Origin of the sequence: Campylobacter iguaniorum (genome assembly GCF_000736415.1) — a bacterium.
Lineage (GTDB): Bacteria > Campylobacterota > Campylobacteria > Campylobacterales > Campylobacteraceae > Campylobacter > Campylobacter iguaniorum.
Genome location: NZ_CP009043.1, coordinates 255,086 through 269,666 on the forward strand (window position 1 = coordinate 255,086; position 14,581 = coordinate 269,666).

12 protein-coding genes are annotated in these 14,581 nt (G+C 37.4%); 4 read left to right on the plus strand and 8 right to left on the minus strand.

Translation table 11 applies throughout. The features are described from left to right. Window positions 1–70 precede the first annotated feature (70 nt). The 4 genes from CIG1485E_RS01355 to CIG1485E_RS01370 are packed head-to-tail and all read left to right on the plus strand — an operon-like array spanning window position 71 to window position 4,808. Window positions 71–1,066: an HlyD family efflux transporter periplasmic adaptor subunit gene (locus CIG1485E_RS01355; RefSeq protein ID WP_038452875.1), complete on the plus strand. Its 996-nt coding sequence runs from the start codon at window positions 71–73 to the stop codon at window positions 1,064–1,066. Further along, window positions 1,041–2,696: an ATP-binding cassette domain-containing protein gene (locus tag CIG1485E_RS01360; protein ID WP_038452878.1), complete on the plus strand. Its 1,656-nt coding sequence runs from the start codon at window positions 1,041–1,043 to the stop codon at window positions 2,694–2,696. Before CIG1485E_RS01355 ends, CIG1485E_RS01360 begins: the two co-directional genes overlap by 26 nt. Next, window positions 2,686–3,762, plus strand: a complete 1,077-nt coding sequence (locus CIG1485E_RS01365) for an ABC transporter permease (protein ID WP_038452881.1) — start codon at window positions 2,686–2,688, stop codon at window positions 3,760–3,762. The genes CIG1485E_RS01360 and CIG1485E_RS01365 overlap by 11 nt, the downstream gene beginning before the upstream one ends. Next, window positions 3,759–4,808: an ABC transporter permease gene (locus CIG1485E_RS01370; protein ID WP_038452884.1), complete on the plus strand. Its 1,050-nt coding sequence runs from the start codon at window positions 3,759–3,761 to the stop codon at window positions 4,806–4,808. The genes CIG1485E_RS01365 and CIG1485E_RS01370 overlap by 4 nt, the downstream gene beginning before the upstream one ends. Here CIG1485E_RS01370 and CIG1485E_RS01375 read toward each other — a convergent pair whose 3' ends face one another. From CIG1485E_RS01375 to hisC, 8 genes are all read right to left on the minus strand, one after another. After that, on the minus strand, window positions 4,809–6,173 hold the full coding sequence (locus CIG1485E_RS01375) for an L-serine ammonia-lyase (RefSeq protein WP_038452887.1): 1,365 nt from the start codon (window positions 6,171–6,173) through the stop codon (window positions 4,809–4,811). A 15-nt stretch (window positions 6,174–6,188) separates the two neighbouring features. Continuing rightward, on the minus strand, window positions 6,189–7,448 hold the full coding sequence (locus CIG1485E_RS01380) for an aromatic amino acid transport family protein (RefSeq protein WP_038452890.1): 1,260 nt from the start codon (window positions 7,446–7,448) through the stop codon (window positions 6,189–6,191). A gap of 211 nt (window positions 7,449–7,659) precedes the next feature. Further along, window positions 7,660–8,076 carry a peroxide-responsive transcriptional repressor PerR gene (perR, locus tag CIG1485E_RS01385; protein ID WP_038452893.1) on the minus strand — a complete coding sequence of 139 codons (417 nt, stop codon included), beginning with the start codon at window positions 8,074–8,076 and terminating at the stop codon, window positions 7,660–7,662. Between the two features lie 62 nt (window positions 8,077–8,138). Continuing rightward, window positions 8,139–9,959 (minus strand): 1-deoxy-D-xylulose-5-phosphate synthase, encoded by a 1,821-nt coding sequence (gene dxs / locus CIG1485E_RS01390; RefSeq protein ID WP_038452896.1) that lies wholly within the window; start codon window positions 9,957–9,959, stop codon window positions 8,139–8,141. A gap of 1 nt (window position 9,960) precedes the next feature. Then, a complete protein-coding gene (gene fliH, locus CIG1485E_RS01395; protein ID WP_038452899.1) occupies window positions 9,961–10,749 on the minus strand; it encodes a flagellar assembly protein FliH in 789 nt (262 codons plus the stop codon). After that, on the minus strand, window positions 10,746–11,774 hold the full coding sequence (gene fliG / locus CIG1485E_RS01400) for a flagellar motor switch protein FliG (protein ID WP_038452902.1): 1,029 nt from the start codon (window positions 11,772–11,774) through the stop codon (window positions 10,746–10,748). The genes fliH and fliG overlap by 4 nt, the downstream gene beginning before the upstream one ends. Further along, window positions 11,774–13,474: a flagellar basal-body MS-ring/collar protein FliF gene (fliF, locus tag CIG1485E_RS01405; protein WP_038452905.1), complete on the minus strand. Its 1,701-nt coding sequence runs from the start codon at window positions 13,472–13,474 to the stop codon at window positions 11,774–11,776. Before fliF ends, fliG begins: the two co-directional genes overlap by 1 nt. Window positions 13,475–13,480: 6 nt before the next feature. Continuing rightward, entirely contained in the window at window positions 13,481–14,581 is a 1,101-nt protein-coding gene (gene hisC, locus CIG1485E_RS01410) for a histidinol-phosphate transaminase (protein ID WP_038452907.1), read from the minus strand.

Below are 14,581 nucleotides of genomic sequence, written 5' to 3' on the forward strand. Positions count from 1 at the left end.
TAAGATTTGTTTAATTTCTAAAAAAGTATAATGAAAATTTCACAATAAACACGCTTTTTTAGGAGTTTGCTTGAAAAAATTTCTCTTTATAATCTTAAGCCTTGCTGTCATAATTTTGCTATATTTTACTTATAAAAATGGTGGATTTAATGGGCAAAAAGAAGACATATTTTATGGTAATGTCGATACAAAAACAGTTGATCTATCATTTAGATTTTTGGGACAAATTTCAAGCATTGCCAAAGAAGAGGGCGACAGCGTAAAAATAGGCGAAGAGATAGCAAGGCTTGATGATGAGTATTTGCTAAATTCGCTTGAGAGCGTAAAAACAAATATCGCCTTAGAAAAAATCAAACTTGATAAGCTTGAAAATGGCTATAGAAAAGAAGATATTGCTTCAGCCAAAGCGAGTTTTGAAATGGGCATGGCAAATTTAGCAAAGGCAAAAGATAGCTTTGCTAGACAAGAAAAACTCATCAAAACAAACTCAACTTCACAAGAAGCTTATATGAATGCAAAGTCAAATTTAGAAGCTATGAGAGCAAATTTGGCTCTTGCTAAAGCTGGTTATGAAAAACTCCAAAATGGCTATGAAAAAGCAGATATAAAAGCTCAAGCTGAGCTAGTAAAATCCCTAGAAATCAAAAAACAAGCCATAGAACTTGACCTTAAAAACTCTATCATCAGATCGCCATATAATGGTATCTTGCAAAAAAAATACAAAGAATTAGGCTCGACTGTGGTGCAAAACGAACCAGTCGCACAGATTGCTAGAATGGATAAATTTTTTATCAGAGCTTACGCAAACGAGCCAGACCTTAAAAAGCTAGAGCTTGGAGAAGATATGCTTATATATAGCGATGCTAGAGATGAGCCATATCGTGGGCGTTTGAGCTTTATTTCAAGCGTGGCTGAGTTCACTCCAAAACACATTCAAACTATGGAGCTTAGAAGTGAGCTTGTTTATAGATTTGAGATCATTATTGATGATTTTGATACCAAACTAAAACAAGGTATGCCTGTGCATATTAAATTTAGCAATGATAAAAGCAACCAATCTTTCTAAAAGCTTCAAAAATCCGCAAATTGATGCGATCAAAAATCTAAGCTTTGAGATAAAAAAAGGCGAAATAACTGGGCTTGTAGGGCCTGATGGTGCTGGCAAAAGCACGCTTCTTAGGATGTGTGCCGGACTTCTAAAACCAAGTAGCGGGAGCCTTGAGGTTATGGGACATTCTATGCCTTGCGCTGATTTTGGATTTTTGCATGATACTAGCTATATGCCCCAACTCTTTGGGCTTTATAGCGATTTAAGCTGTCTAGAAAATCTAAATTTATACGCAAAACTTCAAGGTCTGCAAAATTCCAAAAAACGTATTGATGAGCTTTTGGATTTTACAAATTTGATGAAATTTAAAGACAGAATGGCGGGGAGTTTGTCTGGCGGAATGAAGCAAAAGCTAGCATTCGGCGCTGCTTTGCTTAAAAAGCCAAAGTTGCTTTTGCTTGACGAGCCAGGAGTGGGCGTAGATCCTATCTCAAGGAAAGAAATTTGGGCTATGGCAAGAAGCCTTGAAGAGATTAGCATATTTTGGGCGACTTCATATATGGATGAGGCTAGGCAGTGTGATAGCGTGATTTTGCTAAATGAAGGCGAAATAATCTTTAATGATAGGCCAAATTTGATAGATGATTTAATGCAAAATAGAGTATTTTTAGCTAGTTTTGATGGAGACAAAAGAGAGTTTTTGACGACTATTTTGGAGCATGAAAATGTGCTTGATGCTTATTTGGTTGGCTCTAAGATTAGGGTTGTTTTGCGTAATAAGTTTGACATAAACTCTAGCTTTAAAATGGCTAAATTTGAGCCAGTTCAAGCTAGTTTTGAAGATGCTTTTACATATATGCTTGGGATAAAAACAGTAGCTCACAGCCAGCTCTTGGGCGTTCTTAATAAGGCAGAAGAGATGCAAGGCAATAGCTTGGAGGCCAAAAATCTGTGTAAAAATTTTGGCGAATTTAAGGCTGCGAGCGATATAAGTTTTAGCGTGAAGCGTGGCGAGATTTTTGGATTTTTGGGACCAAATGGAGCTGGCAAATCGACTACTTTTAAGATGATTTGCGGGCTTCTAAAGCCAAGTAGTGGAAGCTCTTTTGTTTGTGGTGAGGATATTTCACAATCCAAAAACAAAATCGGTTATATGGCTCAAAAATTCTCACTTTACGCCAATCTTGGTTTGCTTGATAATCTTGAGTTTTTTGCTGGAATTTATGGTCTAAAAGGCAAGAAAAAAGATGAGATTTTAAACTCAATGATAGAGATTTTTGGGCTTAAAAAATATGCCAAAAACAAAGTCGGCGAGCTTCCTCTTGGTATAAAACAGCGTTTGGCTCTGTCTTGCTCACTCATGCATTCTCCTGCGGTTTTGTTTTTAGACGAGGCGACTAGCGGGGTCGATCCGATTACTAGAAAGGAGTTTTGGCGTCATATAAATGCAGTTTCAAAGCTTGGAATTAGCGTAATGGTGACGACGCATCTTATGGACGAGGCTGAGTTTTGCGATAGAGTTATGCTGATTGATGCTGGAAAAATGATAGCCATAGGCTCACCAGATGAGCTAAAGCAAAAGGCAAACTGCTCAAATATGGAAGATGCGTTTATAGCCCTTGTAAAGGAGGCTAGAGGTGAGTTTTAGGCGGATTTTTGCTATGGCTTTTAAAGAGAGTTTGCAAGCTCTGCGTGATCCAAGCACGGCTCTTATCGCAGTTATTTTGCCTATGATTTTGCTGTTTTTAATGGGATATGCAGTCTCACTGGACGCGAAAAATATCAAATTTGGCATAGTAAATCACAGCTCAAGCACGAACTCTAAAGAGCTTGTTTCTAGCTTCGTTGGGGCTGGATTTTTTGATATTAAATTTAGTCAAACAACTGCCAAATTTCAAAAAGATATGCAAAATTACGAGCTTGGCGGGTTTCTAGTCATAGATGAAAATCTTGGTAAATTTGCTTTTGAGATTATAACTGACGGAAGCGACCCAAACACCGCAAATCTCATCAATCAATACGCCACCCAAATCATAAAATCGTGGAGTAAAGAGACTTTTGGGGTGCGAAATCTAGATATTCAAACTAGGTTTTGGTTTAATGAAAAGCTCTCTAGCAGATACTTTGCGATACCTGGCTCAATCGCAGTTATTATGACTTTGATAGGCACTTTGCTAACCTCATTAGTCGTCGCAAGAGAGTGGGAGCAAGGTACGATGGAGTGCTTGATGAGTACGCCAATTTCAAATTTAGAAATCATTTTAGGCAAACTTATCCCATATTTTGCACTTGGAATGTTTAGCGTGTTGCTTTGTTTTATTATCGCTTATTTTTGGTATGAAGTGCCATTTCGTGGTAGTTTGTGGGTGCTTTTGGCGCTGAGTTTTATATATATGCTTCCAGCCCTTTGCACTGGACTTCTTATCTCAACTCTAGCTAAAAGTCAGTTTGTCGCAGCACAAATCTCCATACTTGTGGGATTTTTGCCAGCGTTTTTGCTCTCTGGATATATTTTTGAAATCTCAAATATGCCTGAAATTTTGCAGTTCATGACCTACGCTATTCCTGCAAGGTATTTTGTAAGCTCACTTAGCAATATATTTTTGGTCGGTGATACTTATGAGATTTTTATAAAAGACGCTATTTGTATGCTTGGGATCGGGTTCTTGCTTTTAGGGCTTGTGCTAAAAATCTCAAAAAGGAGCCTTGATTGAGACTATTTGCACTTATCAAAAAAGAATTTTTAGCCATAAAAAACGATAGAAGAAGTATGTTTGTAGTCATCGTGCCACCGCTTTTGCAGATTTTGATTTTTGCTTTTTCTGTGACTTTGGAGGTGCGAAACGTAAATTTGGCCATATTTAACCAAGATAGTTCGCAGCATAGCAAAGAGCTTATCACTAGCCTTGAAAGTGCTAAATTTGTCAAAGAAATTAATATGGTTTACAGCCTAGAAGAGGGCAAAAAGCTAATCACAAATCAAGATGTAATGGCGTTTTTAATAATCCCTAAAAATTACGCTTTAGGTAAAGAGAGTCTTGGCATAATCCTTGATGGCAGACACTCAAACTCAGCCCAAATCATAAATGGCTACATCGAGCAGAGCATTTTGCCAAATGATTTGGTAAGCTTAAGAAGCTTTTACAATCCAAATTTAGACAATTTTTGGTGGATAGTGCCAAATTTAGCCTGTTCGATTGTGATGATAATGGCTATAGTTTTAACAGCGCTTAGCATAGCAAGAGAGAAAGAAATAGGCACGTTTGATCAGATACTTGTATCGCCACTGACGCCTTTTGAGGTGCTTGTGGGCAAGCTTGTGGCTCCGCTTTTCATCGCTACATTTTTATCCATCATTGTCACAGCTATAAGCTATTATCTTTTCAAAATCCCAATCGTAGGAAATCTCTTGCTTTTGTATTTTGGAATGGCAGTTTTTATATTTTCGATATGCTCAGTTGGGCTATTTATATCTTGCGTTTCTAGCACGCAACAACAAGCCATACTTTGGGCTTTTGTCTTTTTATTGCCGTCGATTATGCTCTCAGGATTTGCAACCCCAATAGCAAATATGCCCTCATGGCTCCAGCCAGTTAGCGATTTTGTGCCACTGACTTACCATATCAAATTTGTAAAAGGAATATTCTTAAAAGATATTAGCCCTGTTCAGTCACTAAGCTATCTTTTGCCGATGTTTGCCTTTGGGGTGGCGTTTTTCTTAATTAGCTTAGCAGTGTTTAAAAAAAGCGTTTTGAAGTAGCTAACAAACTGAGCCAAGTGTCACAGCAAGCCCACCAAGAGCCGTTTCTTTGTATTTTAAGCTCATATCTTTGCCAGTTTCAAACATGGTTTTGATGATGTTATCTAGGCTGACTTTTGGGTCTGATTTTCTACTCATAGCCATTCTTGCTGCACTTATTGCCTTTATAGCTCCAAATGCGTTTCTCTCTATGCAAGGGATTTGCACTAGCCCATAAACTGGATCGCAAGTAAGCCCCAAATGATGCTCCATAGCCACTTCTGCTGCGTTGCATGATTTTATTGCATCAGCCCCCATCACGCTTGCCATGGCTGCTGCACTCATCGAGCTAGCAGAGCCTATCTCAGCTTGACATCCAGCCTCAGCCCCGCTTATACTAGCGTTTTTCTTATAAAGTGAGCCAATAAGCATAGCACTAAGCAAAAACTCTATGACCTTATCATCGTTAAATCCAATTGTGTGGTTTTTGAGATACAGCATTACTGCTGGAATGACGGCGCAAGCTCCGTTTGTAGGAGCAGTTACCACTCTGCCGCCGCCAGCATTTTCTTCGGCTACAGCTATTGCATAAAGCGATATATAATCAAGCACGCCAAGAGGATCGCTCGTGATAGATAGCCTTTCATTTAGCCCTTTTGCTCTTCTTTTTAGGTGAAGTCTGCCAGGCAAGTAATCGTTTTTTGGGTGAATGCCGTTTGCGTAGCTGCTTTGCATTACTTCCCAAATCTCCAAGCAATAGTCTTTGATAAACGTAGGCGAATTAAACTGAAGCTCATATTCCAAAGATAGCTTTGGGAGGTTCCATTGGTGTTTGGAGCAGAGATTTAAAATGTCTTTTGCGTTATTGAAATTTATGGCTAAATTTAGCTTGTTTTCGTCTTTGGCTTTGGCATTCATCTCATCTATGGTTTTTACAAAACCTCCGCCGACTGAGAAGTAAATTTGCGAGCCAAGAAGATTGCCTAAATCATCAAAAGCAGATATTTCAAATCCATTTTGATGCTCACACAAAAACTCTTTTGAAAAGATCATATCTGTTTCGTAGTTAAATTTAATATCTTTAAGCCCTGCAAATTTAATCTTTTTGCTCTGCATAGCATGGGCGAGTATCTCTTTTTGGATTGTTGGAGTTAGCTCTTTGGCTTTGATATTATTTAGACCCCAAATAATAGCACTATCGCTTAAGTGCCCCTTGCCAGTCAGCGACAAAGAGCCATAAAGCTTGGTTTGTATCCTTGCGGTTTGGCTATATTTTTCCCACTCATCTATGGCTTTTTGGCAAAAAAGATTAGCTCCTATCATCACGCCTAAGGTGTGCGATGATGAAGGACCAACTCCGATTTTAAAGATACTAAGATTACTCATGCTAATGCCTTTTGACTAGAAAAACTTATATATGACGCTTGAGATAGTCACAAGTCCCATGACTAAAACAAATATATCAAGCGGTTTGTTTTGCCATTTTTTCATGCCTTTAACTGTGTAAAGCCCGATGATTGGCATTACAAAAAGAATGGCAGCGATGATAGGCCCGCCAAGATCTTCGATAAATCCTAAAATACTTGGATTTAAGTAAGCAACGCAAACTATAGTCACAAACATAAATAGAGTTGTGAATAAATTTATGGCTTTTAAATTTGGCTCTTTGCCAGCGCTTTTTAGCCCTTTTCTGATAATTCCGTTTAGTCCTTCTGCGGCTCCAAAATAATGACCAAAAAATGAACTAAGAATAGCCAAAAATGCTACTAATGGAGCGCCGTATGAGATGAGCGGGTTGTCAAATTTGTTTGCAAAGTATGAAAGAATAGGGATATTTGCTGCTCTTGCAGCTTCAAAATCTGCTCCGTCTAAGCACAAAATACATGAAAATACAAAAAACATAACAAAAACTAAAAGCATCAAAGATGTGCTAAATAAAATTTGGCTTGCTTTTTGTGGAGCCTGATCCCCATACTCTCTTCTGACACTTTTAGAAAAAGTCGAAATAGCTGGAGAGTGGTTAAAAGCAAATACAAGCACTGGAAGTGTAAGCCAAACAACCACGATAAAGTCTTTAAAGCTTGGCATAAAAGATAAGCTCTCTAGCTTCCAATTTGGTATCAAATACAAAGAAAAAGCAAACAAAACAAAGCAAAGTGGATAGACTAAAGCGTTGCAAACCTTTGTGATGATCTCTTCTTTAAATAGCATAACAAGCATCATGGCTCCGACTAAAACCACTGACAAGACTATCCTTACGCTTGGATATAATTGCCTTGAGTCTGCGTCAAAAAGCGATGTTAAATTTAGCTGATTTATAAAAAAGCTTGCAAATGTGTTTGTGATACCTACACCATACGCCAAACAAATAGGATAAATCGCAAAAAAGTAAAGTATGGTGATAACGATACTAACGCCTCTTCCCCAGTGCTCTTCAGCTGCGTGGGTGATGTCTTTGTCACTGTGACTTGATGCACAAACAAATCTCGATAAGGCTCTATGAGATAGCCAAACCATTGGAAATATGAGCAAAGTCATAACAAGTACAGGAAAAAATCCACCAGTTCCAGCCCTTATAGGCAAAAATAAAATCCCAGCTCCGACAGCTGTCCCAAATAGTGAGAGCATCCATCTTACGTCAAATTCGTTTAAATTTTTCATGCTGCTACCTTGTAGTAATTTTTTATATAAATCATTAAGATAAATATAAGGTTGGCTGAAATTTAAACATAATATATATTAAATATTGATTAAAGATTTTTAATATTTTTATTTGTAATTTAAATATGTCACATTAATAATGGCGTAAACAGCCAAAAATCAAAGCCTTGAAGTGTAATTTGATAAAGAAAAGCTTAGCTTTTAGCCAAGCTTAGCAATGTGAGCAGTTTTTGCAGCCTTTTACTGTAGCAACTATATTTAGTCTATCGATGATATTGCCAACTTTTTTCTCAAGGTGCTCTTGATATTCTATCAGCTTAGCATCATCACAGTTCACATCTTCAACCATGCCACAAACTGAGCAAACTACGTGAATATGTGGGTGTTCGTATATATCGTATTTTGCTTTTTGGTTTGGAGTATTTACCTCGACAACTAGCTTTTCATCTATCAAAGTGTTTAAGTTTTTGTAGACTGTAGCTAGAGATATAGATGGATAGTCTTTTTTTATTTCTAGATATAGCTCATCTATTGTTGGGTGAGTATGTTTGTCTAAAATTTTTAGTACACAAAGTCTTTGTGGTGTTGCTTTTAGATTGACTTGTTTGAGTAGTTCGATGTAATCCATACTATTTTCCTCTTAATTTTTGGCTAATTCTACCAAAAAAACCTTTAAACAAGCTTAGCTAACTAATATTTTTTATTATTTAAAATATATTTTCTAATCATATCTACGCTAATTTCGAGCTCCTCTTCTACTAAATTTAATTTTCCATGTTTTATAAATTTATCTTCGTATTCAAAACTTTTTATCTCTACATCATGCACTAAATTTTCTTGTAAAAACGCACTTAGTATTTCGCCAACGCCACCTTTTTTAGCACTATCACTAAAAATATACCAAATTTTATGTTCTTTTGTAAGCTCTAAAAGTAGCTCTTTGTCTAAAGGTTTTATGAAAATTAGATCGACTATAGTCGGCTCAAAATCAAGCCCATTTGCTACTTGCATAGCCTTGCCGACGCCATTTCCGTATCCTATAAAGGCTATTTTTGAGTTGCCTTGAGCTAGTATTTGACCTTTTGCTAGTTTTATCGGCTCTGATTTTGTATTCCCGCTTGCCAAAAACTCGCCACGAGGATATCTGATAGCAAGTGGAGCGTTAAAACTATATGAAAACTCCATTATATTTTTAAAACTCTGCTCATCTCTTGGCGCTACTAAATTTAAATTTGGAATAGCGTTTAAAAAACTTATATCAAAAACGCCTTGATGAGTTTCGCCGTCTTCGCCTACAATACCAGCTCTATCCATACACAAAACTACTGGCAGATTCATAATCGCGCAATCATGAATGATCTGGTCGTAGGCTCTTTGCATGAAAGTCGAATAAATGGCGATGTAGGGCTTAAAACCCTCTTTTGCCATAGCTGCCATGGAGGTTATGGCGTGTTGTTCGGCTATGGCGACATCCCAAAACCTATCTGGAAATTTCTCTATTAGCTTATCCATGCCAGTTCCGCTTGGCATAGCAGCAGTTACGCCAACTACGTTTTCATGCTCGTTTGCTAAATTTAAAAGCAAATCGCTAAATATTGCCGTTGCACTTTTAGAGCCGCTTTTTTTGATCGATTCGCCACTTTCAAGATCAAACGGGCTTACTCCATGCCATTTTTCATGTCTTCCCTCAGCTGGAATGTAACCTTTGCCTTTTATGGTTTGGACATGGACGATGACTGGTTTTTTCATCGTTTTTGCAGTTTGAAATGTAGAAATGAGAGATTTTAAATCATGTCCATCAACTGGCCCTATATACTCAAGTCCGAGCTCTTCAAAAAACATCCCTGGAGTGATTAGCCTAAAACCCTCTTCAAAACGCTTTGCCATGTATGCTGCTGAGTCTGGAACATAGCTTAAAAACTGATTTACTCTGGCTTTGAAATTTTGGTAAAAAGCTCCAGCCATCATCTGAGATAGGTATTTGCTTAAAGCTCCTATTGGTTTTGAGATGCTCATTTCATTGTCATTTAGAATGATTACGCAAGGATATTTTCTATCTCCAAGCTCGTTTAGTGCTTCATACGCCATGCCAGCGCTCAATGCCCCGTCGCCTATTAGGGCTACTGGAAGTCTGTCTTCATTTTTTAGTTTTATAGCTTTGCAAGCGCCCACTGCTAGGCTTATAGAAGTCGAGCTATGACCTGCGACGAAGTAGTCAAATTTACTCTCACTTGGCTTGGTGTAGCCACTTATTCCATTAAATTGTCTAAGCGTTGAAAAGCTTTCCCATCTATCTGTTAGAAGCTTGTGTGTGTAGCTTTGGTGGCTAACATCAAATATAAAAGGGTCGTTCCCAGCTTCAAAAACATAGTGCATAGCTACTATCAGCTCGACAACACCCATATTTGAGCTAAGATGTCCGCCATTTATGCTTACTGTTTGAAGTATTTTTTCTCTTATTTCTTGGCAAAGTGTTGTTAGTTCGTCTAAATTTTTTGATTTTATATCCATATTATTCGCTTAAAATTTTTTTAATTTTTTCAAATCTTGCCATCACATCGCCATCGACATTTCCGATATCGCTTAGGACTATAACCCCGCCAGGACTTATGGCATCATCTTTTGTTATTCTGATATTTGAGCTTTCTTTGAAATTTTCTTGGATAAACTCATAATCTTTTGGGTTGGTTTTTATCTCTATATTTGAAGCGTCATTTAGCTCACTAGTTAGGCTTTTTGCTATATTTGAAGCTATGAGCGATGAATTGTCTTTGACCTCTTTATTGATGACTTCTTTTGCGATTTGAACGGCAGTTTTGGCAAGCTCAGCTTCGCTTTTTGTATATAAATTTTCTAATTTTAATTTCTCTTCATCAAGCTTTTGGAGTGAGTTTAGATATTTGTTTTGTATTTCTTTTAATTGTTCGTCAAATTTAGTCTTTGCTAGAGCTTCGCCATCTTTTTGACCCTCATCTCTAGCTCTTGTGACTTCTTCTTGAAGTCTGGTTTTGAACTCATTTTCTTGGTTTTCGATTTGCATTTGGAGTTTGACGATATTGTCGCTTAGCTCATCGGTTTTTTTGAGCAACTCTTCTATAAAGCTTGATTCTGCTGCTATCTTTGGTGGCTCTACTGGCGGCTGCTCTGCGTTTGTTTGAGTTTCAGGAGTATTTGGCTCTTGCGTTGGTTGTTCTTCTTGTTTTGGCGGCTCTTCTTGGCTAGGAAATGTTCCAAGTACCTTAAATCTATAAGGCTCGACAATATGGCTATCATTATTTGTTACAACGTTGCTTTGTTTCATTCTACCATCTCATCACTCTCGCCGACTTGGAAGACTCCAGCTTCAGCAAGTTTTTGGACTTGTTCTACAACTCTTCTTTGAGCCTCTTCTACATCTTTTACACGTACAGCGCCAAGGAACTGCATCTCTTCTACAAAGGCTTCGCTTGCTCTTTGGCTCATATTTGATAAGAATTTTTGCTTTAGATCATCGCCACTACCTTTAAGTCCTATCATTAAGTCTTTTTTATCGACTGCTTTTAGGATTTCGCGAATTGCTCCATTATCAAGCCCGCTTATATCTTCAAACGTAAACATCATCTCTTTGATAGTTACTGCTAGAGTTGGATCATTTTGTTCGATTAGGCCAATTGTTGATTTGCTTGCTTTTTGACCAAGACGGTTAAGGACTTCTGCTACAGCTCTTGGGCCACCGACTTCGACTTTGTAGCTTGTGAGGCTTTCTAGTTTGCTTTCAAGTACGGTTGAGACGCGTTTGACAACTGATGGACTGATGTCGCCTAAATTTGCCATACGAATGATAACTTCACTTCTTAGCTCATCAGGAAAATATACTAGAGTTTCAGCTGCGCTTGTCGCGTCCATGTGAGCTACTATAAGAGCGACTGTTTGAGGGTGCTCTTTCATGATGAAATCTGCTAATTGCTGAGGTCTGATTTGGCTTAGATAGCCAAAAGATTTGGTTGTTTCCATGGATTTTTGTAATTTATCCATGATTTTTTGAGCAATTTCTGGACCAAATGTACGAAATAAAATCTCTTTTGCGTACTCGATACCGCCACTTTTCATGTATTGGTTTGATTGCATTAGGGCGTAAAACTCTTCTAAAACAGCTGCTGCTATGGATTTGTCGATAGTTTTTGCGCTTGCTATATATCTTGAAATTTCAGTTATGACATCTATATCCATGTGAGAAAATAACAAAGTAGTAGCATCTTCTCCAAGCTGGATAAGTAAGATAGCTACTTTTTCAGGCATACCTAAATCATCATAAATCATCTTTTGTTGTTCATCAAGCTTTGTCACTATAACTCCTTATGTGAGTTAAAATCATTGTCATTTTTTATCATGCCTTGAAGCAAGCTAGAAACCTCTTCGCTTCTATCTGTTACTATTAGTTTCATCTTTTCAAGTAGCACTTCGTATTTCAACTCATCTTCGTTGAAGTTGCTGCTAATGCCAAGTTGTTCTTCAACTCTTTTTCTAGCGGCTTTAAATTTCTCAAGCGTATCTTCTGCTTCTTCTTGGACATTACTTTCATTGTAAATTTCAGGTTTGATATCCTCTTCTTTGGCATCTGAGAGCATTTTTTGTAAAAATGGAGTAATGACCTTCTTGTAAAATACATATAATATAAGCAAAACTATAAGGTATTTTAAAACTGGCAATAAAGGTTTTATATATAGCTCAAATATTTCAGATGTCTTTGATGAGTTGCCCTTGTTTATGTTTTTGAACTCAAAGTTGCTTACTGTGACTTCATCGCCTCTTGTTTGGTTATATCCTATTGTTTGTTCGACTAGGGATTTTATTTTGGTTAGATCTTCATTGCTTAGTGGGACGTAAGCTATCACGCTTGTAAGGTTGCCATTTTCATCTTTTGTTTTTTCATATTTGCCATCTACTACGACTGCTGCTGTTACTCTTTTTATGGTTGCGTATTGGTCTTTGACTTTTATGATTTTTTTAGAGATTTCGTAGTTTGTGTTTGCTACGTTTTTAGAATAAAGCTCTGTTGCCTTGTTGTCTTCAAGCCCTTGAACTGGACCTATGTTGCTTACTGCTCCTGGCACGCCACCGACTTCTTTTGGCTGTTTGCCCTCTCTTTTTTCTTCTATGTTTTGTTCGCTTCTGATGACTGAGTTTGGATCGTAGATTTCACTTTGGCTGTCTTTTGTAGAAAAGTCAAATTCAATGCTAACTTTGGCAGTTACCTTGTCTCTTCCACCTATAAATTTGCCAATCATATCTATGATTTTTTGCTCGTAAGATGTTTCAAACTCTTTTTTGTAGTTGATTTGGGCTGCGACTAGCTCGTTTTCTAGAGTTATGCCATCTTCGCCAAGAGCGACGCCATCTTGGGTTACTATTTTGACATCTTCGGTTTTTAAATTTGTAACTGAGCCAGCTACTATTCTTTTTATACCATCTATTTGTTTGCGGCTAAGCTTTGCGCCTTCTTTGATTTTTACCACTACTGAAGCTGTGGGTGGGACTTGGCGTTCTGTAAAGACGCTATCTTTTGGAAATGCTATATAGACTGTGGCTCTTTGTATTGGCTCAAGGCTTTCTATGGTTTTTGATAGTTCGCCTTGAATGGCTCTTTGGAATTTGACTTTTTGCTCGTTTTCTGTGGCGCCAAATTCTTGTTTGTCAAATATTTCAAAGCCACTTTTTCCATCTTTCATGATACCAAGACTTGCTACTGCAATACGCTCTTTATAAACTTCAGCAGTCGGGACTAATATGGTGTTTTCGCTTGCTAGTTTGTATTTGACTCCGTCTTTTTCTAGTTGGGCGACGATTTGGGCTGAATCAGCTGGGTTTAAATTTCTAAATAAAACGCTATATCCATCATATTCAGAGGTTTGGCCGCCTTTATAAAGGCTCAAAAATACCAAAAACCCGACAACGACAACTATACTACTAGCTGCAACGATTTTTTGCCTTAGCGTGAGATTTTGGTATAGCTGTCCGACTTGATGAAATAGCGCTTTATAATCCATATTTTATCAGATTTCCTTTTTTAGTTCGCCAAGAACTCTTTTGTTCTGCTCAGGTTTGCCTATAGTGATGCGAATCGCATTTAGGCCATAGCTTTTTAGATTTCGTAAAATTATACCTTTTTTTAGTAGATTATCTGAAATTTGTGTTGCGTTTTTTGTCTCATCAAATATAAAAGTTATAAAATTTGTATAGCTTGGGATAAATTTGATACCATTTTTTGTGGCAAATTTCTCATAAACTTTCATCTCTTTTAGGTTGTTTTTGAGAGTTTTTTTGATGAAATCTTTGTCTTTTATGGCTGCGATAGCCGCTGCAAGGCTAAGAGTTGTGATATTAAATGGAGCTCTTAATTTATGTAAAGCAGTGATAAGCTCACTATTTCCTACGCCATATCCCACTCTCATTCCACCAAGACCATACGCTTTTGAAAATGTTCCAAGATAGAGGGCATTTGGAAATTTGCTTATCAAATCTTTTGGATTAATGGCTTTTTTCTTGTCTTTAAATTTAGCAAATTCCATGTAAGCACCATCAATTATGACTAAAGTATCTTTATCGACTTCAGATATAAACTTCATAACTTCACTCGCGTCAAGACAGTCGCCAAGAGGGTTGTTTGGGATACATAAAAATATGACTTTTATCTCGTTTTTATGCTCGTTATAGGTCTTTCTAAACTCGTTTAGATCATGTTCTTTACTCTGAGTTTTATAGACTTTTGCGCCTGTGTGTTTGGCGTAAATTTCATACATCGCAAATGTAGTTCCGCTGACTAAAATAGCGTTTTTGTCGCTAGTTTTAGCATGAAGTGCAAACTCAATTATCTGGTCGCTTCCGCTTCCTATGACGATATTTTCTGATTTTACACTGTATAAATTTGCTAAAGCGTCTTTTAGCTCATAAAAGCTATCATCTGGGTATAAGCTAGCGTTTTTTGCGACTTTTTGTAAGGTTTTGATGACACTTTTGCTAGTACCTAGTGGATTTTCGTTGCTGGCTAGTTTGATTATATTTTTTGGATTTATGCCAAACTCTCTTACTACTAGCTCAATTGGCTTTCCAGCTTCGTATATTGGTAAATTTTGTATGTGGGTGTTAAATTTCAT

What these genes read in the sequence shown, in the direction of transcription:
- CIG1485E_RS01360 (WP_038452878.1), top strand. Translation starts at nt 1,041, where the DNA reads ATGATAAAAGCAACCAATCTTTCTAAAAGCTTCAAAAATCCGCAAATT.
- CIG1485E_RS01375 (WP_038452887.1), bottom strand. Translation starts at nt 6,173, where the DNA reads ATGAGTAATCTTAGTATCTTTAAAATCGGAGTTGGTCCTTCATCATCG.
- CIG1485E_RS01380 (WP_038452890.1), bottom strand. Translation starts at nt 7,448, where the DNA reads ATGAAAAATTTAAACGAATTTGACGTAAGATGGATGCTCTCACTATTT.
- perR (WP_038452893.1), bottom strand. Translation starts at nt 8,076, where the DNA reads ATGGATTACATCGAACTACTCAAACAAGTCAATCTAAAAGCAACACCA.
- dxs (WP_038452896.1), bottom strand. Translation starts at nt 9,959, where the DNA reads ATGGATATAAAATCAAAAAATTTAGACGAACTAACAACACTTTGCCAA.
- fliH (WP_038452899.1), bottom strand. Translation starts at nt 10,749, where the DNA reads ATGAAACAAAGCAACGTTGTAACAAATAATGATAGCCATATTGTCGAG.
- fliF (WP_038452905.1), bottom strand. Translation starts at nt 13,474, where the DNA reads ATGGATTATAAAGCGCTATTTCATCAAGTCGGACAGCTATACCAAAAT.
- hisC (WP_038452907.1), bottom strand. Translation starts at nt 14,581, where the DNA reads ATGAAATTTAACACCCACATACAAAATTTACCAATATACGAAGCTGGA.